Genomic DNA, 22,847 nt, shown 5'->3' on the forward strand with positions numbered 1-22,847 from the left:
GTAGTCGAACAATTAATCAATCATATGATTAACTTTAGGTCGTCCCAAAGAATATGTAAAGTTAGCGCGGATAAAAGCCTGGTTTTTGCGATCGGGGATGGATAAATGACAAGTAATAAATCAATTCTCTTGATGTTTGCGCTAATAAAAATCTTAAGAAATGTGTAAATATCCCTTTTCTTGCTAAAGATCTGCTACAATCAGCCGCAATGGTGCACTGCAGTTTGTGCCAATCCTCGTGGTAATGCCTCAATTCATGCCTCGTCTGATAATCTTCCCTTGAAACTGCACCTGACGATATCGTTGGGATTGGGAAGATCTGGAGCTTCTTGTAATATGTCATTTGATTCTCTCGGCCTAAACGCCGACATCCTGCGTGCTGTTGAAGAGCAGGGCTACCTTGTGCCGACACCGATTCAACGTCAGGCAATCCCTGTGGTACTGGAAGGCCGTGATTTAATGGCCAGTGCGCAAACGGGTACCGGTAAAACCGCTGGTTTCACCTTGCCATTGCTGCAACTGCTTAGTCAGGATCAACAGCCAATTAAAGGCCGTCGCCCGGTACGTGCGTTGATCTTAACGCCTACCCGTGAGCTGGCTGCGCAGATTGACGAAAACGTACAGAGTTACAGTAAATATCTGAAGCTACGTTCGCTGGTGGTATTTGGCGGCGTTAGCATTAACCCCCAGATGATGAAACTGCGTGGTGGTGTTGATATTTTAGTCGCGACGCCTGGCCGTTTACTGGATCTGGAACATCAGAACGCAGTAGATTTGTCCAAGATCGAAATTTTGGTATTGGACGAAGCTGACCGCATGCTGGATATGGGCTTTATTCACGATATCCGTCGCGTATTAGCCAAACTGCCCTCTAAGCGCCAGAACTTGCTGTTCTCCGCCACCTTCTCAGATGAAATTAAAGGTCTGGCGAGCAAGCTGTTGAACAACCCGGCTTCCGTTGAAGTAGCGCGCCGCAATACAGCTTCTGAACAAATTGCGCAAAGTGTTCATTTTGTGGATAAAAACCGTAAACGTGAATTATTGTCTCAGATGATTGGTGAGGGCAACTGGCAGCAAGTGTTGGTGTTTAACCGCACTAAGCATGGTGCTAACCATTTGGCTGAACAACTGAATAAAGACGGCATTACCTCCGCGGCAATTCACGGTAATAAGAGCCAGGGCGCGCGTACTCGTGCATTGGCTGATTTTAAAGACGGTAAAATCCGGGTTCTGGTAGCCACTGATATTGCTGCCCGTGGTCTGGACATTGATCAGTTACCCCATGTGGTTAACTATGAATTACCTAACGTACCAGAAGATTACGTGCACCGTATTGGTCGTACGGGCCGCGCGGAACGCACAGGTGAAGCGATTTCACTGGTTTGCGTTGATGAGCATAAACTGTTGCGTGATATTGAGCGTTTACTGAAGCGTGAAATTCCGCGCATCGCGCTGGATGGCTATGAGCCGGACCCAAGCATCAAAGCTGATCCGATTCAAAATGGTCGCCAGGGCCGTGGCGCACAACGTCCAGGAATGGGGCGTGGTAGCAGCGCAGGCCGTCCACAGAATGGTGGTGGTGCAGCCGGTCGCGGCGATAGCCGTAACAGTCGCCCACGTAGCCAGGCTGATGGTCAACGTCGCCCGGCTGGCCCTTCTTCACGTGGCCGTAGCAGTAAACCAGGCGAATAAGCGGTAATCCCTTTCGCTGATCAAACCGCTTCTTTGAGGCGGTTTTTTTTCATCTGAATTGGCGTTCCTGCTGGGTTATTCCTTGTTTTACACCTCAATTCCCCCGTATCATTGCCGATCTTTTTTACGTTTATACTGGGCGAGTGCGGATAATGGATCAGGGTAATTAGCATGCGGGTATTATTGGCGCCGATGGAAGGGGTATTAGATTCACTGGTGCGCGAACTCCTCAGCGAAGTGAACGATTATGACCTTTGTATCACTGAGTTTTTACGGGTGGTCGATCAACTTTTGCCAGCAAAATCCTTCTATCGTCTCTGCCCTGAATTACATCATCAAAGCCGTACTCCCTCCGGCACCTTAGTTCGTATTCAATTATTGGGTCAATATCCCGAGTGGCTGGCGGAAAACGCGGCTCGCGCGGTAGAACTTGGCTCATACGGTGTCGATCTCAATTGTGGGTGTCCTTCAAAGTTGGTGAATGGCAGTGGCGGTGGTGCCACATTGCTGAAAGATCCTGAATTGATTTATCAGGGAGCCAAAGCGATGCGTGAAGCCGTGCCTGCGCATTTGCCAGTCACAGTCAAAATTCGTTTGGGCTGGGATTCTGGCGCTCGTCAGTTTGAAATCGCAGACGCAGTGCAACAAGCGGGCGCGACTGAACTGGCAGTACATGGCCGCACCAAAGAAGATGGTTATCAAGCCGAACGAATTAATTGGCAAGCGATTGGCGAAATACGCCAGCGGCTGACTATCCCCGTGATTGCTAATGGTGAGATCTGGGATTACCAGAGCGCGCAGGAGTGCATGAAGGTGACGGGCTGTGATGCCGTGATGCTAGGGCGCGGGGCATTAAATGTACCGAATCTGAGCCGGGTGGTGAAGTATAACGAACCGCATATGGCTTGGTCTGAAGTGGTAAAACTGCTGCAAAAATATGTGCAGTTGGAAAAGCAGGGCGATACCGGCCTGTATCATGTTGCCCGCATCAAACAGTGGTTGGGTTATTTACGTAAAGAATATGCTGAAGCAACAGATTTATTCAGTGAAATCCGTGCGTTAAAAAACTCAAAAGATATTGCGTTGGCTATTCTGCGGGTATGAATTTTCTATTACTTATATATTAGCCATATAAATCCTAACCCTAAATATAGCTTAAACAAGAATAGTTATTCTTTTGATTTGTTTTAAGTATCGCGTTTATAGTGTGCCTGCATTTTAAATGCAGTATCTCGTTAGGCGAGGCTCCTATACAAACACAGGTTACTGATCTGACGACGTCCAGAGACGCCCAAGGTTAGGACAGGTTATATCGGATTAAGGTATAACCCAAAGTAACTTCTGAGAAATCAGATACGTTGTATAGTGCTAAAACTTAGACACGGAGATAGCCATTGAGCACTCTCTAATCTGGTTACGCCCCTATGTGAGGACTGTTTAGTTAATTTATAACAGTAATAGGGTCATTTATGAGTTCACATTTCGATTTAGCAATACCAAAGCAATCCAATCAAGGCGAGGATAAAGAGTCCACCTTAGGTGCCTATATGAGCGATACTTATATTACGGTATCGGCTGATATGTCAGTCACTGAGGCTAAAGCCTATTTCTTGCAGAATATCTCAGATAGTGAAATACCAACGCAATTGTTGGTAACAAATGGCAATCGGCATTTGGTCGGCTTACTCTCGGTTAAAAATCTACTGACGGAAGAACAGCCTGATATAAAAGTATTTCAAATTATCAATCAGAGTTATTTCTCGGTATCTCCAGAGCAGGATCGTCATGAGGCGGCAAGTTTACTGGCAAAAAGCGGCCTGGATATTGTTCCGGTATTAAGCCACGGAAAATTAGTGGGGGTATTACGGGCGAAAGATATTGCCGAATTGATCGAAGATGAAAATACTGAGGATGCCCAACGGCAAGGAGCCAGTTTACCTCTCGACGAGCCTTACTTGCAAACTAGTCCGATAACATTATGGCGTAAACGCGTTATATGGTTATTACTGTTATTTGTGGCAGAAGCTTATACCGGAACAGTATTGAAAGCGTTTGAAGAGCAATTGGAAGCCGCTATCGCGCTGGCTTTCTTTATTCCATTACTGATTGGAACCGGTGGTAACAGTGGTACGCAAATTACCTCGACTCTGGTACGGGCCATGGCTTTGGGGGAGGTGAGTCTGCGCAATGTGGGGGCGGTATTGCGTAAAGAGGTCTCTACTTCTCTGATGGTGGCAACGACGATTGGGCTGGCGGCCTGGATCCGCGCTTGGTTCCTGGGCGTAGGGATGGAAGTCACCATTGTGGTGAGCTTAACTGTTGTTGCTATCACCGTGTGGAGTGCCATTGTCTCTTCTATTATTCCGATGGTATTAAAACGGATGTCAATTGATCCTGCGGTGGTCTCCGCACCTTTTATTGCTACCTTTATTGATGGTACCGGCCTGATTATTTACTTTGAAATCGCACAATTAGTGATGAGTGATTTGGTATAACAGGCTGACAATGAAAAGGCCGTGCGCGGCCTTTTCTGATAAATATCACTGCTATTTCTTCTTACGCCCGATAAACTTTGCAATACCCAATAGGAATACTGCACCAACAAGAATCAGCAATGCGTCAACCCAGAAGGTTAGTGATGCTAGATTTTCATCATGAATATCCGCTAAACCTGCCGCTATTAGAAATACACCAAAGAGAATACCAAAGATTGTTGTTCCCATATAAATACCTATGAATCAGTTTTATATCCGTCATACTTCAAGCTGCATTGGCTACGTTCAATCACCCGAATCACTTACTCATGTAAGCTCATCGGGGTTAATGAGCCTCACCCTGCGGGCAGCATAAATGCTGTTCAAATCGGTTTCCGACCGATTTGTCTCTCGCTTGCCGACTTCCTGCAACTCGAATTATTTAGGGTATATCTAAAAATTATGTTGGCAATTATAGGGTAATAATTAGTCTAGCAAGCGTTTTTTTTGTCATTATTGATAATCTGTTTAGATTTATAGCGCTAATCTTTCCGCCAATTAACGTCACATCCCGCGTAATTTAGCAAAATTGAATTATCCTGACCTAAATTGAGCCACGATGGCTGCTTGCTTATTTTATAAACAATCACTATCTTTCAAAATAATGCTCACAATAAGTCTTTGTTCCTTTCTTTGAAAAGTGTTTACCGGTGAGTAGCAATTAGGCAGCTTTAATCTTTGTAACAATCATTTGAAGAATGTGTGGTGCGCCGTGCATTACTGTAATTTATAATGCGCCAAACCAACCACAATCACTCCCGACAACCTATCTAAGCTGACGAACATGCATGTGAAAATCCGTTTTGCACTATTAAGTTTTTTGCTTTTATCTACCGGTATCAGTGTTGTTCCTTTAGCCTCTGCCAGTGGTGGGACGGCTGAAATTAAAGGGAAAACGCCCTTGGAACTGGCATCCGGCAGCGCGATGGTGGTTGATTTACAAACAAATAAAGTGATTTACGCTAACAATGCTGATGAAGTGGTACCCATTGCGTCAATCACCAAACTGATGACCGCAATGGTGGTGTTGGATGCCAAATTGCCACTGGATGAGATTATCTCAGTAGATATTCATCAAACTAAAGAAATGAAAGGGGTATTTTCTCGGGTTAGGGTAAACAGTGAAATCAGTCGCAAAGATATGCTGCTATTAGCATTAATGTCATCGGAAAACCGCGCTGCGGCGAGTCTGGCGCATCACTATCCCGGAGGCTATAACGCATTTATTAACGCAATGAATGCGAAAGCGAAATCTTTGGGAATGACCAAAACACGTTATGTTGAGCCAACAGGTCTGTCGATTGATAATGTCTCGACCGCGCATGATTTGACCAAGTTGCTGGTGGCGACCAAACAATACCCGCTGATTGGGCAACTAAGCACTACCACTGAGAAAATGGCAACTTTCCGTGACCCTGATTATACGCTGCCATTTCGTAACACTAACCATTTAGTTTATAACGATAAATGGAATATTCAGCTCACTAAAACCGGCTTTACGAATCAAGCTGGGCACTGTTTGGCAATGCGGACCGTCATTGGCAATCGTCCTGTAGCTCTTGTGGTGTTAGATGCCTTTGGTAAATATACGCATTTTGCCGATGCAAACCGCCTACGCAGTTGGATGGAAACCGGTAAAGCCGCGCCGATCCCTGGGGCTGCCAAAAGCTATCGTCAGCAAAAAGATGGGCAAGGGCGTTTAGCTCAGGTGTCGGAATAGGTAGAGAACACAGTCAGTAGATAGCAGAATTTGCAGACGGGCTGCAAATTCTGCTTAAAGCAATTGGCGGATATTTACATCTCTCTGATAATCATTAGAAAATCAATTTAAACACACCAGTAATCGTCAACAACCCGACAATAAAAATAATGGCGATAATCCACAGTATTATTTTCATTCTGTCTCCCAGACTTAGCATTAATACCGACTAACATTTGTTAGCCGCACCAACCTCGTTGGCTCTAGACTATGACTATAGTTTGTTTGGCAGAATTCAGGAGATAGAGGACTTGAATTCAGATAATGCCTAATTCGACTTGATATGGAGCCCAGTATCGGGGTGATATTATTCTTTCTGCCAGGATTTACGTTTTGAGGTTTTACCAATCCCAGGATTAAAGCTGTTGGTTGGGTCTATCTGTTGGTAAAAATCCTTTAAGGCAGGTTTGGCTATATAGAGATGCCCCACATTGTGCTCAGCCGGATATTCCGCCCCTTTGTCATTCAGCAGTGCCAGCATTTTTTGTTTTAATGCCTGAGTATCAACACCTTTTTTCACAATATAGTCCTGATGGAAGACATGGCACAAGAAATGGCCGTAATAGAGTTTGGCGACCAGGCATTGGTCTATTTCTGCCGGGAGGGTCTCAAACCATTGTTCTTCATTGCGCGGTAGCGCAATATCCAGAGCCAGAATATCCTCCACTTTATCAGCGTGAACAGCGTGATAGCGCACAGCAGCACCTGCTGCGGCAAAGCGGTGTAAAAAGGCTTTCTTGCCTTCATCAGCGGTACAGGTAATGAAGTTACCTTCCGCCGTCGCAAAAAAGTCCTTCAAAAACTGCTGTGCTTCAGGAATACCTGCACCTGACATTTTAAGCATCAAATGATGCTCATATTTACTCCGATATGTTTTGAGGCGTTTAGGTAAATGGTTGGGCAGTACCTGGCTGAAGCCTTGCATTATTCGATCAGTTAAATGGTCGATTAAAAAAGGAACTTTGCTAAGCCGCGCATCAATTTTGCCCTTTAGGGTAAAGAAACGAGGCATATTATTGGTACCCATGCTATTTATCATGACAAAGGTATCTTTGCCGTACACTTCAGCAATATCAAAAATATCGCGATGCATATATTCACCAGCGACGGGCAAATGTTTAAAGTCACGTAAAATTGCACGGCGTAATTCAGTCAATACCTGAGTCTGATTGGTGCCGATATAAAAGACTTGCTGTTGTTTTTCACTGGGAAAAGTGTCAAGCCGTACTGCAAATACGGCCAATTTACCGGCACATCCCGAGGCTTCAAATAATCGTCTTGGATCGGCATTGAAACGTGAAGGGGTTGGCGCATCAATATCTCTTACTCGCGTAGCATATTCGTGGTCGGAGGTTTGTTGTGTACCTTGTGCAATATCGCTGGCACGATATTTACCCCGTTCCAGCCGTTGCAAAATCTCTTCTGGCGTATTGCCTAAATTAATCCCTAAATGATTGATTAACTGTAACTCACCCTGAGCATCAATCTGTGCGTACAGTGCCATTTCGGTGTAGGCAGGGCCTCTTTGAACCAATGACCCCCCTGAGTTATTACAAATGCCCCCCACCACCGAGGCACCGATGCAAGAGGACCCAATGACCGAATGGGGTTCACGATCATAAGGTTTCAGACGTTTTTCCAATTGATTCAGCGTACTGCCAGGAAAACCAATAACCTGCTTTCCATCATTTAATAGCTGGATTTGATTGAGGCGCAAAGTATTTAATATAACAATGGGTCGATCATAATCATTACCACTGGGGGTTGAGCCTTCTGTCAGCCCGGTGTTCGCTGCCTGCATGATAACAATGGTATCGGCGGCCACACAGGCTTGTAGCAACTGCCATTGCTGTAATAACGTTGAAGGAAACACTACCGCAAGAGCAGATCCTGTTCCTGAGCGGAAACCCGTACGATAACGCTCTGTCTGCCGTTCGCCGGTTAGCAAGTAGCGCGCACCCACAATCTGCTGCAACTGGTTCAGCAAGGTTTGCCTTTTTTCATCATTGGATTGATTCATTGGTGCCGCTCCCTGTAATGGCATTGACTTTTGTTAGCATTCATCCACGTATCGGCTGATAGCAAACCGCTCTTCGGATGCCATGAAGTAAACATGAGGGAGGAAAGGGTTTCCTGATGAATCGTTTGCTTTGTGAGCTAGCTCTCGTTATTAGTGCTTAAATTGTCTTCAACCTTCATCATTCCCGCCGTTTAAACATTACTAACATTAATGATTTATCAGAAAATTATTCAGCGTATCAAGGCTAGGTTGAGTCATTGGGATATTGATAAGTATTTTGATCATTACGTGATGAGGTATAGGATCGAGTTTAATGATTACACTGATTAGTAAGGCATTTATGAGTGAGCATTTTGTTGGTAAATATGAAGTTGAGTTAAAGTTCCATGTATCGAACATCAGCCAATTACATGAACAACTAGCATTACATCAAGCATTGCCATTTACCCTCAATAATCATGAAAAAGATATCTATCTGGAAGCCAACGGCGGTGATTTAGCGGCTAAACAGGTCAGTATGGTTTTACGTGAGATGAACCCGTCAGGTATTCGTTTATGGATAGTAAAAGGGCCGGGAACTGAACGCTGTGAGGCCAGCAATATTGAGGATATAACCAAGGTTCAAAGCATGCTGGCGACGTTAGGCTATCAGCCAGCATTTATGCTGGAAAAAATACGGAGTATCTACTTTATTGGGAAGTTTCATGTCACAGTTGATAGCTTGGCGGGTCTTGGCGACTTTGCCGAAATAGCCATCATGACTGATGATGCTACGGCCCTGGATAGCCTTAAAGTCGAATGCCAACAGTTAGCCGATAAATTAGGGCTATTGCCACAACAACAAGAAACTCAATCTTACCGGCAGCTATTAGGTTTTTAGTCCGATGGTGATGTCATGTCGGCCGTGTTGCATACCACGGCCAGACAGCGTTATTTCTTCATCAAAGACTTTAGGTTGGCGAATGGATTATGGGTAGCAACACCCTGATCATTCTGGGCATCATCCCCGGCAATCACAGTCGACCCATATTGGTCTGCTTCGGTGTATTTAGAGTGTTCATGATCATGGCAAAAAAGGCATAACATCTCCCAATTGCTGCCATCTTCTGGGTTATTGCTATGATCATGGTCAATATGGTGAACCGTCAGCTCTCGCAGATTGGAATAAACAAACTCTCGTGAACATTTACCGCAAACCCACGGAAAAATTTTCAGTGCTTTCTCCCGATAGCCACTTTCCAGCCGGGTGTAATTCTTCGGTATATATGCCATGTGAACCCTCAATTCTGCGAGAAATAATGGTTTTATTTTAGCGTGAATTCAGGCTGTAGACTATCAACTATTGGTTATAGGTATTGAGGTGACAGTCTATAATTACGATCGGTCACTATAGGATCATATTGAATCGATTATAAAAAATAAGATTCAAATAATAATCGCATTCGGCGTATTTTTGAGACTTTTGCTGATGATTTAAAGGGATAAGACGTTTTACACTATGCCATGCTTTACACTATCAGTATTAAAGTTATTAGCATGAGATTATCTGTGTTCCGCTAATAGGCTTATTTTACAGCAGGCAATACAGTATGTTTCGCCTGAAACCCTTTGCCGATACAGTTGAGGCGATATGAAAGAATCTGAGGTACTGGCCGAAGTCAGTAATGAAAACCAGACATTGGTTGCTGTGGTGCAACAGGATAATCGGGTAGTTTACTTCTATATTTATCCGCAGGAGGCATTTGAAGAGCGTTTTCCCGTGCGTGCCTGCTGGGTGAGAAATCTGGTTGCTGCGCCACCATCGGCTGATAATACCGCCCTTGAACAAGGGTTGGCCCCACGATTAGCCGCAGAGTTCTGCCGTAATGTGGCGGGCGAGGCGGAGCTGGTTGCGCAGTATATTACGATAGTCTGGTCTGAAAGTGACGACGGTGCGGCATTGTGGTATCAGGGACAACTGTTGGCAATTATTCCTGGCTGGAGCCTCTATATTGATCACTCAATTTGCTATTCCGCCAGTTGTATTAAAGATAATCCACTGACATTACCTCTGGGGTCAGCTTCAACCAATACACAATATGCCAATGCGCAACATACTCGTCAATTTTGGCGGGCCTGGCAACAGGAAGAGGGAAATCCGTGGCCTGCATTACAAGCTGAATATATTCAATATTATGAGCAGCACTTCGGTCCATCGGTAAAATATTATGCCATCGATCAGGGGACGTGGCCGCCAATGGCCATCTCCCAACATGAGAAAGAGGGAATATATTACTTTCTGACCGTGGGGGTCAGTATTCGTCCTCAGCCATGGGTTGAAATATTATTTAATGATGATGCAGCTAAATACCGGCGCTTGGAGATGGCGATTGCAATTGATAGCCAATATGTCAACGAAGACAACGCTATTCACATGGCCAGTGCGCTGGCAGGATTTGCCCACGTTCCCTGGAGTAAAATAACCTGGCTTGGCGAAGGGCATACACTGGAGTCGGCTGTCGCCCCTAAGGGTTATGAAGGCTATATTTTATCATCAGCGTTATATGCTGATGCAGACAATCTTACTCTACCTCTTCAACAAGGTGATCCGGTTAATATGTATTGGGTCAGCCCTGTGTTTACAAGCGAACGAGAGTTTGCGCATAGTGTGCCAAATGGTGGATATGATTTATTGAAAAAGCTACAACAGCAGGGAATTAATCATGTTTTCACCCCGCGACAGCCGGTTATTTGATTTATATTTAACTTGGCTGGTCTGATTTGCAGATTTTGTTAATCGGGTCTTAACTTAATGATGTTAGCTGTTTTAAGACTGTCAGGTTAAGCCCGTTATGTTTACCTGAGACCTATGTTTAAGATTGAACGCAAAGCTGAAAGGCGGATCAACAATAGTGGGTAGTCAAATCAGTTATCAGCAAATATTAATTTTATGGAGGTGTTTATGGGCATACTATCTTGGATTATTTTTGGTCTTATCGCCGGTGTTTTGGCTAAATGGATTATGCCCGGAGAGGATGGCGGTGGCTTTATTATGACCGTAATCCTTGGCGTGGTCGGTGCCCTGGTGGGGGGCTATATTAGTGTCTTCTTTGGTATGGGCAAAGTTGATGGGTTTAATTTTGGCAGCTTTGTCGTGGCGGTTATCGGTTCACTGGTTGTGCTGTTCGTCTACCGTAAATTAAGAAGTTAGATACTCATCAATATCCTGTAATTGAGTAAAGTATAAGAAAGGTGGCTATTTTTTGTCACCTTTCTCTCATAAAACTTTCATCAAGATGCAATAGAATTATCCGTTAATAGCTCATGACGACAGGCAATCTGAGAGACATGTTATGGGCCAGGCATTACGTAAATTCACTGTGGCTGACTATCCGGCTGCGGTGCAAGAACCGCGTAAGAAGGTACTTGCCGTTAAGGGATTAGTTAAAGCGTACCAATCACAACACCGTGTGCTGGATGATATTAATTTTGAACTCCATGCAGGTGAGTTTGTTGCAATTATTGGCCGCTCCGGTGCCGGAAAATCAACATTGTTACATGTTTTAAATGGCACTATTCCCAGCAGTGCGGGTGAAATTATTAATTACCATGACAATGGCGATACGCAAAATATTGCAGCACTAACAACCAAGCAGATGCGTAAATGGCGCGCAAAATGCGGCATGATCTTCCAAGATTTCTGTTTGGTCCCCCGTCTTGATGTTATTACTAATGTTTTGTTAGGCCGCCTGAGTTACACCTCCACGTTTAAATCATTTTTCAAAATATTTGCTGATGAAGATCGGGCTAGAGCAATTGAGTTATTACAATGGCTTAATATGTTACCCCATGCGTTGCAGCGTGCAGAGAATCTCTCTGGCGGCCAAATGCAACGGGTGGCCATTTGCCGCGCCATGATGCAAAACCCCAAAATATTATTGGCTGATGAACCTGTCGCTTCTTTAGATCCAAAAAACACAACCCGCATTATGAATACATTACAGAAAATAAGTGAAAACGATATTGCTGTAATTGTGAACTTACACTCTGTTGATTTGGTGAAAGACTATTGCACCCGAGTGATTGGTATTGCCCACGGGCGGATTGTCTTTGATGGGCATCCTTCACTGTTAAATGATTCTATTATTCAAGATATTTACAGCGATGAATCCACTGAACTTTTGCATTAATCCCCACTTATCCCTTTATCAGAATAGGTTATTTTAATGAAAAAAGTACTTTGTCTTACCTCATTAGTGGCAAGTTTTATGGTATTTAATGCTACAGCAGCGGATGCACCAAAAGAAATTAATCTGGGTATTCTTGGTGGGCAGAATGCGACACAACAAATTGGCGATAATATGTGTGTCAAAGAGTTTTTAGATAAAGAGTTAAATGTAAAAACAAACTTGCATAATGCATCAGACTATTCTGGCGTAATACAAGGCCTATTAGGTGGGAAGATTGACTTGGTATTAAGTATGTCTCCTTCCTCTTTTGCCTCTGTTTATATTAAAGATCCTAAAGCCGTTGATATTGTAGGTATTGCTATCGATGATACTGACAAATCACGCGGTTATCACTCTGTGGTTGTGGTGAAAGCGGATAGCCCTTATCAGAAAATTGAAGATTTGAAAGGTAAAGCGTTCGGTTTTGCTGACCCAGATTCAACCTCTGGTTTTTTAATCCCTAATCAAAGTTTTAAACAGAAATTTGGTGGAACACCGGATAATAAATATAACAACTTCTTCTCTAGCGTGACATTCTCTGGTGGTCATGAACAAGATATTCTGGGTGTCATTAACGGGCAATTCGCCGGTGCTGTCACCTGGGCTTCCATGATCGGTGACTATAACACCGGTTATACCAGTGGTGCATTTACGCGCATGATTCGTATGGATCACCCGGATTTAATGAAACAGATCCGTATCATCTGGCAGTCGCCACTGATCCCCAACGGCCCGATTCTTGTCCGCAGTGCATTACCGTCTGAATTTAAAGCGCAATTAGTCGCTGCGGTTAAAAAACTGGATAAAGAGGATCACGGTTGTTTCATTAAAGCGATGGGTGGCAAACAGCATATTGGTGAAACATCCCTCAGCGAGTATCAAACTATCATTGATATGAAGCGTGAATTAACCAAAGGTGATCGTTAATTCGGTCCGGCGGATAAAACGAAATAGCTCTGGCTTGCCGGAGCTATTGCTTTTAGGTGGTAGCTTATTTTGAATACTGATTTTAACCACTACTACCAGCAGATTCGCGGTAAACAAAAACGTGAAACGTTGATTTGGTCATTAACGCTGGCAATTATTTATCTGGGTGCTGGAAGTATTGCTGAGTTTAATTTACATACTGTTCTTATTTCCATCCCACATTTTTTTGATTATCTAGCCGAAACGATACCGGTACTCTATTGGCACAATTTATTTGCCGATGGTCACACGGAGGGGTCTCTGGCTTATTGGGGTTATCGGTTACCTATACAGTTACCGCTGATTTGGGAAACGCTGCAATTGGCGGTGGCAGCCACTATTTTATCCGTGGTGGTTGCGGTTATCCTGGCCTTCCTGGCTGCGAATAATACTCAAAGCCCGCCTTGGTTACGGTTATCTATTCGAACTTTTGTGGCATTTTTACGCACCATGCCGGAATTGGCATGGGCAGTGATGTTTGTTATGGCTTTTGGTATCGGGGCAATTCCCGGTTTTCTGGCACTGGCATTACATACGATTGGCAGTTTGACTAAGTTGTTTTATGAATCGCTTGAAACGGTATCTGATAAACCGGTGCGTGGGCTGGCGGCCTGTGGTGCGGGTAAATTACAACGAATGCGTTTTGCGCTGTGGCCACAGGTAAAACCGATATTTCTCTCTTATAGCTTTATGCGTCTGGAGATTAATTTCCGCCAATCGACCATTCTAGGACTGGTTGGTGCTGGTGGGATTGGGCAGGAACTGATGACGTCAATAAAATTGGACCGTTATGATCAGGTGAGCATGACATTGCTGCTGATTATTATTGTGGTATCGCTGTTGGATTATACCTCGGGTAAATTACGTCAGCACGTTGTGGAAGGAGCTTCATAATGTTGGCTCATCATTTAACACCGTCACAGATATTGACTTTAAAACAGCAATATCCGCAATTTTTCTTACAGCAAAAACGGTATATCAGGTTAGTTACCGCCATTACTGTCGGTATTTTTTTATATTATCTATTTTTCTTTAAAGTCTTTGGTATCCCTTGGCAGACATTTGCTAATGGAAGCCAGCAAATAAGCCGCTATTTTTTGCGTATGTTTGTTTGGCATGATTTCATTAATTGGCCATTTAAATACTATTTCAGTCAGATATTTATTACCTTGGCAATTGTATTCGCAGGGACTTTAACCGCGACGGTGCTGGCTTTGCCGCTATCATTTTTAGCCGCACGCAACGTAATGTCGACACCGGGATTACGTATTATTTCCTTTATAATTCGGCGCTTTTTGGATGTTTTTCGTGGCATTGATATGGCAATTTGGGGACTGATTTTTGTTCGTGCCGTTGGTATGGGGCCGCTTGCCGGGGTGTTAGCTATTATTATGCAAGATATAGGGTTGTTGGGTAAACTCTATGCTGAAGGGCATGAAGCTGTTGATAAATCGCCTAATCGCGGCTTGACCGCCATGGGGGCTAATGCTTTGCAAAAACACCGTTTTGGTATTTTTACTCAGTCCTTCCCAACACTGTTAGCGCTAAGCCTTTATCAAATTGAGTCAAATACGCGTTCTGCCGCAGTATTAGGTTTTGTGGGGGCGGGAGGTATTGGCTTGGTTTATGCCGAGAATATGCGTCTATGGAACTGGGATGTTGTGATGTTTATTACCTTAATAATGGTTGTGGTAGTTATGATTATGGATAAAATATCTGCCACATTACGTAGAAAATACATTTCCGGTGAGGATATCGCCCTTTATCAATCCAGCTATAACAGTAAGATGAATAGCTGATCTTTAATAAAGTAGAAAGATGAAGGGAATATTAATTTATCTTAGCCCTTCAAATTTCATTATTATTGAGTTTTATGTATTCTACCGGAATGCATACTTTTCTCATTAATCAGATTTGCATTGAGAAAATCAACGTAAATCTATACAATACTGCCCGCTAGACGTGAAAGAAGCCTTTTGTTTTTCTTGCGATATTCGCCCACGTCTACTCTAAATAATAGGAATAGGGCAGTAATATGATGAACAACGATGTGCTCCGTAGTGTTCGCTACATGCTTAACGTAAACGATATCAAGATAGCAGAAATCATTAAGCTGGCTGATTTTGAAGTGAACAATGCGGATGTCGTTAATTTTCTTAAAAAAGAAGATGAGGCCGGTTATCAAGATTGCCCTGATCTGGTAATGGCACATTTCCTTAATGGTTTGATCTTCTTTAGACGTGGTAAAGATGACAAGTTCCCGGCCCCAGCGGTAGAGCCAGTCATTACCAACAATATTGTATTGAAAAAACTACGTGTGGCATTTGAGTTGAAAGATACCGATATGCACGATGTTTTTAATGCGGTTGAATTCCCAGTATCTAAACCTGAGCTAAATGCACTGTTCCGCAAAGAGGGCAGCAAAAACTTCCGCCCATGTGGTGATCAGGCTTTGCGTTATTTTCTGAAAGGTTTGACGCTACGTATACGTGGCCCTAAAAAGTAAGATTGATCATATCGATATAACTATCTGATATAGATTATTAATAACAAAACAGGAGTGGCAATTTGGCACTCCTGTTTTTCGTTAAAATTAAGCTACACTCTTCTCACCAATCTCTGAATTAACACCATTCTGTTTTTTAATTACCTGCCCACATACTTCCTCTCATTGTTGCACTATCTGTGCCCGTGCGTTGTGCATTATTGGTGCAGACAATTAGGCCGTTTATCCGGTTATTTGGTAACGTTATCTATAATCTTCAATTAAATTATTAAGATATAAAACTGGCATGGCGATTGCGCAGAGTAATCCGATCTTGTGTGTTTTACTCAACGACCAGAGGTTAACGCTATGCAACATCGTAACTTGATTAAGGTTTTTGCTCTTTCAGCTTCAGTTATCAGTATGGGTGTGGCTTTTGGCACGCTGGCTGCCGACACCATCAAAGTGGGTATCTTGCACTCGTTGTCCGGCACGATGGCTATCTCTGAAACACCATTGAAAGATATGGCTTTGATGAGTATTGATGATATCAATGCTCATGGTGGTGTATTGGGTAAACAACTGGAGCCGGTTATTGTCGATCCGGCCTCTAACTGGCCACTCTTTGCCGAGAAAGCGCGGCAATTATTAACACAAGATAAAGTCGCCGTCGTATTTGGTGCCTGGACGTCGGTTTCACGTAAGTCTGTCTTACCGGTATTTGAAGAGTTAAATGGTCTACTGTTCTATCCGGTACAGTATGAGGGGGAAGAGATGTCGCCCAACGTCTTCTATACCGGTGCGGCACCAAACCAACAGGCTATCCCTGCTGTGGAATACTTATTAAGTGAAGATGGGGGTGGTGCAAAACGCTTTATTTTGTTAGGGACGGATTATGTCTACCCGCGCACTACCAACAAAATCCTACGTGCCTTCCTGCATACCAAAGGTATTCAGGATAAAGATATCGAAGAGATTTATACCCCGTTTGGTTACAGCGATTACCAAACTATTGTGGGTAATATTAAGAAATTCTCTGCCGATGGCAAAACCGCCGTTATTTCCACCATCAACGGCGATTCAAATGTTCCCTTCTACAAAGAATTGGCCAACCAAGGTATCAAAGCGACTGATGTGCCTGTCATTGCGTTCTCTGTGGGTGAAGAGGAACTACGTGGCATTGATACCAAACCACTGGTGGGGAATCTGGCGGCCTGGAACTACTTCCAATCGGTGGATAATCCGACGAACAAGACGTTTGTTGAACAATGGAAAGCCTATGCCAAAGCGCATAAGTTGCCGAATGCAGATACTGCTGTCACCAATGATCCGATGGAAGCTACTTGGGTAGGTATGCACATGTGGGCCCAGGCAGTAGAAAAAGCCAAATCAACCGATGTGGATAAGGTTCGTGCTGCGATGGCCGGACAAACCTATCCAGCACCATCAGGATTTACGCTGACAATGGATAAAACTAATCACCATCTGCACAAACCGGTGATGATTGGCGAAATTGAGGCTAACGGACAATTCAACGTGGTATGGCAAACCGATGCGCCAATTCGTGCTCAGCCATGGAGCCCGTTCATCGCCGGAAATGACAAGAAACCGGATCATCCAGTGAAAAGCACTCAGTAGCGATGACTCTCCAGGGCCAGATTTTGCTGGCTCTGGATCTTTTTTGCCATATATCAGTGATGAGCGGGCCTATGAAATTGTTAATTCCTGTTTGGAGTAGAGCAGTCAATCTTTTGCTCAGGCCGCTGATAGGCCTGTTACTGAGCTTTTCAGCCTTGGCAACAGCAGGGCCAGCCCATGATTTTGCTGTGGCTAATCGTTCACAGCAAGCCGCTATGTTGCAGCAATGGGCGACCGAACCGGATGCTAGCCGATTACCCTTATTGCAGGCACTGAAACAAGAAACGTTGGTGGTCGATAGCACAGGGCAGGCATTCATCCAGCATAATCAGAGTTTCACCCCGCTGGAAGGGCAGTTACAACCTGTCGGTACACCAAAGAAAATCTGGCTCAATAACCGCTTACGTATTCTGATTGCTAATGCACTGACGGCTCAACGGCTGGCAAGTGAAGACGAATCAGTGCGCTTGCAAGCGGCACTAGAGTTACAGCAGCAAGCGCAAAGTGATCAATTACCGTTACTTAATCAGCGTCTTAAATTGGAAACAGACAGTAAAGTCAAAGAGGCGCTAAGTATTGCTTTGGCTAATTTACAACTGACCGATAGTAACCCTTTGGTGCGCCTGAATGCTGTGCAATTGCTCGGACAATCAGGTTCGCCACAAACCCAATCTCGTTTGCAAAGCTTAACCGATGCTAAAACCGAGCCTGATGCACAAGTGCGTGCCGCGGCAGCCAGTAGTTTGAAACAGGTACAAAATCGGTTGATGGTCGGGGATATTATTGGGCAAGTATTCAGCGGGTTATCACTAGGCTCTATCTTGTTGCTAGCAGCTCTTGGGTTAGCCATCACTTACGGCCTATTGGGTGTTATCAATATGGCCCATGGTGAAATGCTGATGTTGGGAGCCTATTCAGCTTACTTGGTGCAATCACTGTTTCAGCAATTAGCTCCGCATTGGCTAGCCCTCTATCCGTTGGTCGCCTTGCCGGTCGCGTTCTTTATTACGGCTGGAATCGGCATGGCTTTGGAACGAACGGTAATTCGGCATCTTTATGGCCGCCCGCTGGAAACGCTGTTGGCAACCTGGGGAATTAGTCTAATGCTGATTCAGAGCGTGCGTATGATTTTTGGCGCGCAAAACTTGGAAGTCGCTAACCCTGCGTGGCTGTCTGGCGGGGTACAGATTTTGCCAAATCTGGTTTTGCCATGGAATCGTATCGCCGTTATCGCCTTTGTGATCATTGTTCTGTTACTCACTTGGCTGTTGCTAAATAAAACCCGCCTCGGTCTACAGGTACGGGCAGTGACGCAAAATCGCGCCATGGCTGCTTGCTGTGGGGTGGCAACCGGCAGGGTTGATATGCTGGCTTTTGGTCTGGGTTCGGGTATTGCCGGATTAGGAGGGGTTGCCCTGTCACAACTGGGAAATGTTGGTCCGGAATTAGGGCAGGGCTACATCATCGATTCCTTCCTGGTTGTTGTGCTTGGTGGTGTCGGACAACTGGCTGGCAGTGTTGTTGCAGCACTGGGGTTAGGCATGCTGAATAAAATTTTGGAACCGCAGATTGGCGCAGTATTAGGTAAGATTTTGATTTTAGTGCTAATCATATTATTTATTCAAAAACGGCCGCAGGGTCTGTTTGCCCTCAAGGGCAGGGTGAGTGATTAATGAATCAACCTTTAGCTATAACCTTGACGCAAAAAGCACCTGTTATCAGCTTATCATTGGGGGCTGTAGTTGTTACTGCACTGATTATTTTGCCTTTTTTAGCACTGCTGCCGGCTGATAATCCCCTCGCAATATCAACCTATACCTTAACGCTTATCGGTAAGATTCTATGCTATGCAGTAGTGGCTATCGCACTTGATCTGGTATGGGGATATGCCGGTTTACTGTCTCTTGGCCATGGCCTATTTTTCGCACTTGGTGGTTATGCCATGGGCATGTATCTGATGCGTCAGGCGGCTGGTGATGGCCTGCCTGCATTCATGTCTTTTCTATCCTGGTCTGAGTTGCCGTGGTTTTGGAGTGGTAGCCAATATTTTATTTGGGCATTGTGCCTGATCGTCTTGGTTCCCGGTTTACTGGCTTTTATTTTTGGATATTTCGCCTTTCGTTCCAAAATAAAGGGCGTCTATTTCTCTATCATGACGCAGGCGCTGACTTACGCGGGGATGTTACTGTTTTTCCGTAACGAAACGGGCTTTGGCGGTAACAACGGTTTCACCGGATTTACCACTATGCTGGGCTTCCCGGTATCGGCAACCTCTACCCGTATTGCCCTGTTTCTGGCCTCACTCGCTTTGTTAATCGCCAGTTTGGTATTGGGCTTTGCATTGGCCCGCACCAAGTTTGGGCGAGTGTTGACCGCCGTGCGTGATGCTGAAAATCGCCTGACATTTTGTGGCTATGATCCGAAAGGTTTCAAGCTGTTTGTCTGGACATTATCAGCCGTACTCTGTGCTCTGGCGGGAGCGTTGTATGTACCTCAGGTTGGTATCATCAATCCAAGTGAAATGTCGCCAACCAACTCTATTGAAGCTGCTATCTGGGTAGCACTTGGGGGGCGCGGGACATTAATTGGCCCGGTATTAGGGGCTGGCATTGTCAATGGCGCAAAAAGCTGGTTCACCATGGCAATGCCAGAATATTGGCAGTTCTTCCTCGGATTGATATTTATTTTGGTTACGTTGTTCTTACCTAAGGGTGTTATCGGGTTACTGCGGCGGGGGAAAGACAAATGAGCCGGTTTCAAATTACGGAACAACTGATTTATCCCGAGATAATTGCTCAGGAACCCGGTGCGTTAGAGCATGCGGCCGACAAGCATCGCCAGCAACGGGATCCGGTGTTAACCCTCGAAAATATTAATGTTAGTTTTGATGGCTTTCATGCTTTGCGTGATCTCTCATTGCAAATAGGTGTTGGCGAGCTGCGTTGCATTATTGGCCCGAATGGTGCGGGTAAAACCACGCTGATGGATGTGATAACCGGTAAAACACGTCCCCAGGCCGGTAAGATGACCTATGACCAACACCATGATCTCTCAATGATGAATACGATAGAGATTGCTCAAGCAGGGATTGGCCGGAAATTCCAGAAACCGACGGTATTTGAAGCGCTAAGTGTGTTTGAAAATCTTGAGTTGGCACAAAAAAGCACCAAAACGGTCTGGGCCAGTCTGCGCGCCAAGTTGAACAGTGAGCAGCGGGATCAAATTGATGAAACCCTTACTATGTTGCGCCTTAGTGAGATGCGACAGCGGCAGGCAGGCTTGTTATCTCATGGTCAAAAGCAGTTTCTTGAAATTGGGATGTTATTGGTGCAAGACCCGCATTTGCTACTGTTGGATGAGCCCGCCGCTGGGATGACCGATGCCGAGACCGCCTATACCGCCGAGTTGTTTAATCAATTAGCCGGGAAGCATTCACTGATGGTCGTGGAGCACGATATGGGGTTCGTCGAGTCTATTGCTGATCATGTCACGGTGTTGCATCAGGGCCAGGTGTTGGCCGAGGGGTCATTGGCAGAGGTGCAGGCCAACGAGCAAGTGATCGAGGTATATTTGGGGCGCTGAGCCGTTCTGACTCGGTGTTGCTTCCCCCCTCATTTGGGTTGACCAAACTTCGGGGGATTGCGCCTTGATTCATAGCGGCTGATCGGCGTTGTTTCTCCTGCCATATCATGTGATCGGGTTTTGGTGACTAACAGTTAACTGGATATTTAAGGTCAATATATGCTGCAAGTGAATGAACTTGATCAATATTACGGTGGCAGCCATATCTTGCGTGGTTTGTCATTCGAGGCTGCGATAGGTGAGGTTACTTGCTTATTGGGCCGTAATGGCGTTGGTAAAACGACATTACTCAAATGCTTGATGGGACTGGTGCCGGTCAAAAACGGTAGCATTACATGGGAAGGTAAAAATATTAGCCATCAGTCACCACACCAACGGGTGAAAGGAGGCATTGCTTATGTGCCACAAGGTAGAGAAATTTTCCCCAGATTAACGGTTGAGGAGAACATTCTATTGGGGCTTTCTCGTTTTCCCGGCGCCCAGAGCAAGTTAGTACCTGAAAGTATTTATCAGTTATTCCCAGTGTTACAAGAAATGAAACATCGCCGTGGTGGGGATCTATCTGGTGGGCAGCAGCAGCAGTTGGCGATTGGGCGCGCATTGGCTTGCCAGCCTCGTTTGCTCATTTTGGATGAGCCAACTGAGGGAATTCAACCTTCGGTTATCAAAGAGATAGGTATAGTTATCAAAAAACTGGCTGTTCAAGGGGATATGGCTATCTTGTTGGTTGAGCAGTTTTATGATTTTGCCGCAGAGCTGGCGGATAACTATTTAGTGATGTCCCGTGGCAAAATTATCCAGCGTGGCCACGGCACTGATATGGAGTTAGACGGTGTCCGTGGCCTGGTTGCTATCTGACAGGCTCTTATGGGAGGCGGGTATCCTCGATGGGCAGTGAATCGAATGCCCCCCATTGCGCCCAAGAACCATCATAGAGTGATACTGATGGTGCGTTTAATGCCGCCAGCCCCAAAGCTACCACTGCGGCTGTTACGCCAGAACCACAGCTGGTAATAATGGGCTTGGTTAAATCCACGCCTTGAGCGGCAAAAATACGTGCCAGTGCTTGTGGCGATTTCAAATTACCATTTTCTACCATGCTCCCCCACGGGACATTAATACTGCCGGGGATACGGCCAAGGCGCAGACCAGGCCGAGGCTCAGGCTCTTGGGCTTTAAATCTGTTGGCTGGCCGAGCATCTATAATTTGTACTTCACTATTTCCCAGTACGGCGACAACCTCATCAACGTTTTTGACCGCAGCACTATTGAAAGCCACATTGAACACTTGCGGGGTTGATTTTGCCTGGCCGCTTTCTAATGCATAACCCGCTTGCCGCCATCCGTTGATACCACCGGCCAATATACGCACATTTTTGGCACCAAAAGTACGGAACGTCCACCAAACGCGTGGTGCGGAAAACAGGTTACCGTCGTCATAAATCACTAAAGTATGTTGCTCACTTCCCCCTAATTGACCAACCCTCTCACTGAATTCCTGTGGCGATGGCAGCATATGTGGCAATTCAGTACTGTGGTCTGCAATTTCATCAATATCAAAGTAAACGGCTCCCGGGATATGCCCTTGCTCGAACTCAGCCTGAATGTCTCTTTTAGGTATCAATCCCGGCGGTGACATTCTGGCATCCAGAATAACGATATCGGCATCATTAGCATGTTCTGCCAGCCATTGTGCTGTAACCAGAAAAGGTGAGTTCATAGCAAGTTACCTGTCAACATTATAAAGGAGCGATGGGATTTATCGCTTCATCTTGATGCCCACTATATAACGAAATTACGCTATTGAAACCCCGACTTGCTCATGATGCGTGACGCTTCGCATTTATTGAAATTTATTATTCAATAAATTACATAATGAAAATATATAATTAATTAATTTAATTTGGAATTCAATCTGTGAACTACATTCTGATAGAAGTATCCTGCTTGTGTAAGCTTTCAT

21 protein-coding genes and 1 riboswitch are annotated in these 22,847 nt (G+C 44.9%); of the genes, 17 read left to right on the top strand and 4 right to left on the bottom strand.

Annotation, left to right across the window (positions count from 1 at the left end):
* Nucleotides 1–336 precede the first annotated feature (336 nt).
* The 3 genes from rhlE (at nucleotide 337) to mgtE (ending at nucleotide 4,187) form a co-directional block, all read left to right on the top strand.
* Complete coding sequence (rhlE, locus tag Q2T72_RS07275; RefSeq protein WP_083159508.1) at nucleotides 337–1,692, top strand: ATP-dependent RNA helicase RhlE; 1,356 nt, start codon at nucleotides 337–339, stop codon at nucleotides 1,690–1,692.
* 171 nt (nucleotides 1,693–1,863) lie between these two features.
* Nucleotides 1,864–2,796 carry a tRNA dihydrouridine(16) synthase DusC gene (gene dusC, locus Q2T72_RS07280; protein WP_083159506.1) on the top strand — a complete coding sequence of 311 codons (933 nt, stop codon included), beginning with the start codon at nucleotides 1,864–1,866 and terminating at the stop codon, nucleotides 2,794–2,796.
* Between the two features lie 120 nt (nucleotides 2,797–2,916).
* Nucleotides 2,917–3,086, top strand: a riboswitch (M-box (ykoK) riboswitch).
* 75 nt (nucleotides 3,087–3,161) lie between these two features.
* Complete coding sequence (gene mgtE / locus Q2T72_RS07285; protein ID WP_083159504.1) at nucleotides 3,162–4,187, top strand: magnesium transporter; 1,026 nt, start codon at nucleotides 3,162–3,164, stop codon at nucleotides 4,185–4,187.
* Nucleotides 4,188–4,238: 51 nt separating this feature from the next.
* On the opposite strand, the gene Q2T72_RS07290 is transcribed toward mgtE, so the two are convergent.
* Nucleotides 4,239–4,415, bottom strand: coding sequence for a hypothetical protein (locus Q2T72_RS07290; RefSeq protein WP_005189574.1), 177 nt, complete (start codon nucleotides 4,413–4,415; stop codon nucleotides 4,239–4,241).
* A gap of 595 nt (nucleotides 4,416–5,010) precedes the next feature.
* Between Q2T72_RS07290 and pbpG the strand changes: the two genes are divergently transcribed.
* Nucleotides 5,011–5,946 (top strand): D-alanyl-D-alanine endopeptidase, encoded by a 936-nt coding sequence (gene pbpG / locus Q2T72_RS07295; protein ID WP_083159502.1) that lies wholly within the window; start codon nucleotides 5,011–5,013, stop codon nucleotides 5,944–5,946.
* 346 nt (nucleotides 5,947–6,292) lie between these two features.
* Here the strand turns inward: pbpG and dld are convergent, their stop codons facing one another.
* Nucleotides 6,293–8,005, bottom strand: a complete 1,713-nt coding sequence (gene dld / locus Q2T72_RS07300) for a D-lactate dehydrogenase (RefSeq protein WP_372568880.1) — start codon at nucleotides 8,003–8,005, stop codon at nucleotides 6,293–6,295.
* Between the two features lie 340 nt (nucleotides 8,006–8,345).
* Between dld and Q2T72_RS07305 the strand changes: the two genes are divergently transcribed.
* On the top strand, nucleotides 8,346–8,885 hold the full coding sequence (locus Q2T72_RS07305) for a class IV adenylate cyclase (RefSeq protein WP_372569865.1): 540 nt from the start codon (nucleotides 8,346–8,348) through the stop codon (nucleotides 8,883–8,885).
* Between the two features lie 50 nt (nucleotides 8,886–8,935).
* Here Q2T72_RS07305 and yajD read toward each other — a convergent pair whose 3' ends face one another.
* Nucleotides 8,936–9,277 (bottom strand): HNH nuclease YajD, encoded by a 342-nt coding sequence (gene yajD, locus Q2T72_RS07310; RefSeq protein WP_005189583.1) that lies wholly within the window; start codon nucleotides 9,275–9,277, stop codon nucleotides 8,936–8,938.
* Between the two features lie 358 nt (nucleotides 9,278–9,635).
* Between yajD and Q2T72_RS07315 the strand changes: the two genes are divergently transcribed.
* The 12 genes from Q2T72_RS07315 (at nucleotide 9,636) to urtE (ending at nucleotide 21,742) form a co-directional block, all read left to right on the top strand.
* Nucleotides 9,636–10,739 carry a suppressor of fused domain protein gene (locus tag Q2T72_RS07315; RefSeq protein WP_372568881.1) on the top strand — a complete coding sequence of 368 codons (1,104 nt, stop codon included), beginning with the start codon at nucleotides 9,636–9,638 and terminating at the stop codon, nucleotides 10,737–10,739.
* Between the two features lie 207 nt (nucleotides 10,740–10,946).
* Entirely contained in the window at nucleotides 10,947–11,195 is a 249-nt protein-coding gene (locus Q2T72_RS07320) for a GlsB/YeaQ/YmgE family stress response membrane protein (protein ID WP_083159496.1), read from the top strand.
* 142 nt (nucleotides 11,196–11,337) lie between these two features.
* Nucleotides 11,338–12,174, top strand: coding sequence for a phosphonate ABC transporter ATP-binding protein (gene phnC, locus Q2T72_RS07325; protein ID WP_083159494.1), 837 nt, complete (start codon nucleotides 11,338–11,340; stop codon nucleotides 12,172–12,174).
* Between the two features lie 36 nt (nucleotides 12,175–12,210).
* Nucleotides 12,211–13,140, top strand: a complete 930-nt coding sequence (gene phnD, locus Q2T72_RS07330; RefSeq protein ID WP_372568882.1) for a phosphonate ABC transporter substrate-binding protein — start codon at nucleotides 12,211–12,213, stop codon at nucleotides 13,138–13,140.
* Nucleotides 13,141–13,209: 69 nt separating this feature from the next.
* The gene (gene phnE / locus Q2T72_RS07335) at nucleotides 13,210–14,073 is read left to right on the top strand and encodes a phosphonate ABC transporter, permease protein PhnE (RefSeq protein ID WP_193784694.1); all 864 of its coding nucleotides are present in this window, start codon (nucleotides 13,210–13,212) and stop codon (nucleotides 14,071–14,073) included.
* The gene (gene phnE, locus Q2T72_RS07340) at nucleotides 14,073–14,978 is read left to right on the top strand and encodes a phosphonate ABC transporter, permease protein PhnE (RefSeq protein WP_083159490.1); all 906 of its coding nucleotides are present in this window, start codon (nucleotides 14,073–14,075) and stop codon (nucleotides 14,976–14,978) included. Before phnE (Q2T72_RS07335) ends, phnE (Q2T72_RS07340) begins: the two co-directional genes overlap by 1 nt.
* Nucleotides 14,979–15,214: 236 nt before the next feature.
* The gene (locus Q2T72_RS07345) at nucleotides 15,215–15,685 is read left to right on the top strand and encodes a DUF1456 family protein (RefSeq protein WP_083159488.1); all 471 of its coding nucleotides are present in this window, start codon (nucleotides 15,215–15,217) and stop codon (nucleotides 15,683–15,685) included.
* Nucleotides 15,686–16,033: 348 nt separating this feature from the next.
* On the top strand, nucleotides 16,034–17,302 hold the full coding sequence (gene urtA, locus Q2T72_RS07350; RefSeq protein WP_083159486.1) for an urea ABC transporter substrate-binding protein: 1,269 nt from the start codon (nucleotides 16,034–16,036) through the stop codon (nucleotides 17,300–17,302).
* 71 nt (nucleotides 17,303–17,373) lie between these two features.
* Complete coding sequence (urtB, locus tag Q2T72_RS07355; RefSeq protein WP_083163796.1) at nucleotides 17,374–18,975, top strand: urea ABC transporter permease subunit UrtB; 1,602 nt, start codon at nucleotides 17,374–17,376, stop codon at nucleotides 18,973–18,975.
* On the top strand, nucleotides 18,975–20,051 hold the full coding sequence (gene urtC, locus Q2T72_RS07360) for an urea ABC transporter permease subunit UrtC (RefSeq protein WP_083159484.1): 1,077 nt from the start codon (nucleotides 18,975–18,977) through the stop codon (nucleotides 20,049–20,051). Before urtB ends, urtC begins: the two co-directional genes overlap by 1 nt.
* Nucleotides 20,048–20,884, top strand: a complete 837-nt coding sequence (gene urtD / locus Q2T72_RS07365; protein ID WP_372568883.1) for an urea ABC transporter ATP-binding protein UrtD — start codon at nucleotides 20,048–20,050, stop codon at nucleotides 20,882–20,884. Before urtC ends, urtD begins: the two co-directional genes overlap by 4 nt.
* A 159-nt stretch (nucleotides 20,885–21,043) precedes the next feature.
* On the top strand, nucleotides 21,044–21,742 hold the full coding sequence (urtE, locus tag Q2T72_RS07370) for an urea ABC transporter ATP-binding subunit UrtE (protein ID WP_083159478.1): 699 nt from the start codon (nucleotides 21,044–21,046) through the stop codon (nucleotides 21,740–21,742).
* 7 nt (nucleotides 21,743–21,749) lie between these two features.
* Here urtE and sseA read toward each other — a convergent pair whose 3' ends face one another.
* Entirely contained in the window at nucleotides 21,750–22,604 is an 855-nt protein-coding gene (gene sseA / locus Q2T72_RS07375; protein WP_372568884.1) for a 3-mercaptopyruvate sulfurtransferase, read from the bottom strand.
* Nucleotides 22,605–22,847: the final 243 nt, after the last annotated feature.

The sequence above is a fragment of the Yersinia sp. 2466 StPb PI genome (assembly GCF_041538325.1).
Taxonomy (GTDB): Bacteria; Pseudomonadota; Gammaproteobacteria; order Enterobacterales; family Enterobacteriaceae; genus Yersinia; species Yersinia enterocolitica_E.